This is a genomic window from Mesorhizobium sp. M2A.F.Ca.ET.039.01.1.1 (assembly GCF_003998035.1).
Classification (GTDB): Bacteria; Pseudomonadota; Alphaproteobacteria; order Rhizobiales; family Rhizobiaceae; genus Mesorhizobium.
Window position 1 is genome coordinate 1 of record NZ_RZRY01001176.1, and the last position, 1,284, is coordinate 1,284.

The window sequence follows — 1,284 nt, forward strand, 5'->3', positions numbered from 1 at the left end:
GCACACAATGCGCCGAGCAATGGCGGCGAGGCCGGCGCCAAGCCCGCCGAAGAGGCAAGGCCGGCAAGCGAGCCTGTCGCCAGCGAGCCGGCGCCGGTCGCCGGCGAAGCTCCCGGCGAGCCTGTGACCGCCGACGCGAACAACTGACACAAACGCCATTTCAGGCATTGCAGACGGCGGGGATCTTTCTCCGCCGTTTTCGTTCGCGCGCGGCTAAAGCGCGTCACGGCACGCTTTAGCTCTCTTTGCTCGATGCATGTCGCTTGGCCCAAAAGCGCCGCGCGCTTTTGGGGCGACATGCAGTGGAATATTCTGCTTTGATCGACGTCAAGGCGTCTTGAGGGACCGCACCCCATACACCATATCTCGGCTGAACAGGGCTCGGCTCCTATGAGCGGGTCCGTCACCGCAATCTGATCCGGTGCCGCAAAGCGGGCCGGTGACGGAAGGAGACAGATATGAATCTTGAAAAATACTCGGAGCGCGTGCGCGGCTTCATCCAGTCCGCGCAGACCATGGCGCTCTCGCGCAACCATCAGCAATTCACACCTGAACATATGCTGAAGGTGCTCGTCGACGATGACGAGGGCCTTGCCGCGTCCCTGATCGAGCGCGCCGGCGGCAATGCTCGCGACGTCAAGCTCGGCGTCGAGACGGCGCTCGAGGCCATGCCCAAGGTCGAAGGCGGCAATGGCCAGCTCTATCTTGCCCAGCCGCTCGCCAAGGTGTTCTCGACCGCCGAGGACCTGGCCAAGAAGGCCGGCGACAGCTTCGTCACCGTCGAGCGGCTGCTCCAGGCGCTCGTCATGGAGAAGTCGGCCAAGACCGCCGACATCCTGTCCAAGGCGGGCGTCACCGCGCAGGCGCTCAACCAGGCTATCAATGATATCCGCAAGGGCCGCACCGCCGACTCGGCCAGCGCCGAGCAAGGCTATGACGCGCTGAAGAAATACGCGCGCGACCTGACAGCCGACGCCCGCGCGGGCAAGCTCGATCCGGTCATCGGCCGCGACGACGAGATCCGCCGCACTATCCAGGTGCTGTCGCGGCGCACCAAGAACAACCCCGTGCTGATCGGCGAGCCGGGCGTCGGCAAGACGGCGATCGCCGAGGGCCTGGCGCTGCGCATCGTCAATGGCGACGTGCCGGAATCGCTGAAGGACAAGCAGTTGATGGCGCTCGACATGGGCGCGCTGATTGCCGGCGCCAAATATCGCGGCGAGTTCGAGGAGCGGCTGAAGGCCGTGCTCAACGAGGTCACCTCGGCCAGCGGCAACATCATCC

At 65.0% G+C, this 1,284-nt stretch carries 1 protein-coding gene; it reads left to right on the forward strand.

Features of this window, described 5'->3' with window-relative positions; translation table 11 throughout:
- Window positions 1-458: 458 nt before the first annotated feature.
- On the forward strand, window positions 459-1,284 hold an 826-nt coding region (locus EOA24_RS38345), incomplete at its 3' end, for a Clp protease N-terminal domain-containing protein (RefSeq protein WP_127410848.1).